1 protein-coding gene is annotated in these 992 nt (G+C 52.3%); it reads left to right on the forward strand.

What is annotated here, in order from left to right; all coding sequences use genetic code 11:
- A partial coding sequence (gene tuf, locus FY046_RS23620; RefSeq protein WP_446186540.1) for an elongation factor Tu occupies positions 1-992 on the forward strand: 992 nt, incomplete at both ends.

Genomic DNA, 992 nt, shown 5'->3' on the forward strand with positions numbered 1-992 from the left:
TTCGACCAGATCGATAACGCACCAGAAGAAAAAGCACGTGGTATCACCATCAACACTTCTCACGTTGAATATGACACCCCAACTCGCCACTACGCGCACGTTGACTGCCCAGGCCACGCCGACTATGTGAAAAACATGATCACCGGTGCTGCTCAGATGGATGGCGCGATTCTGGTTGTTGCTGCAACTGACGGCCCAATGCCTCAGACCCGTGAGCACATCCTGCTGGGTCGCCAGGTTGGCGTTCCATTCATGATCGTATTCATGAACAAATGCGACATGGTTGACGACGAAGAGCTGCTGGAGCTGGTTGAAATGGAAGTGCGTGAGCTGCTGTCTGCTTACGATTTCCCTGGCGACGACATTCCGGTTGTTCGTGGTTCTGCACTGAAAGCACTGCAGGGTGACGCTGAGTGGGAAGCTAAGATCATCGAACTGGCTGGTCACCTGGATAACTACATCCCAGAACCAGAGCGTGCGATTGATAAGCCATTCCTGCTGCCAATCGAAGACGTATTCTCCATCTCCGGCCGTGGTACTGTTGTTACCGGTCGTGTAGAGCGCGGTATCGTTAAAGTGGGTGAAGAAGTTGAGATCGTTGGTATCAAAGATACCGTGAAATCAACTTGTACCGGCGTTGAAATGTTCCGTAAGCTGCTGGACGAAGGCCGTGCGGGTGAGAACTGTGGTATCCTGCTGCGTGGTATCAAGCGCGAAGATATCCAGCGTGGACAGGTTCTGGCTAAGCCAGGTTCAATCAAGCCACACACCAAGTTCGAATCTGAAGTGTACATCCTGTCCAAGGATGAAGGCGGCCGTCATACTCCGTTCTTCAAAGGCTACCGTCCACAGTTCTACTTCCGTACAACTGACGTGACCGGTACCATCGAACTGCCAGAAGGCGTTGAGATGGTTATGCCAGGCGACAACATTCAGATGGTTGTTACCCTGATCCACCCAATCGCAATGGACGACGGTCTGCGTTTCGCAAT

The organism is Erwinia sp. 1181_3 (assembly GCF_052824965.1).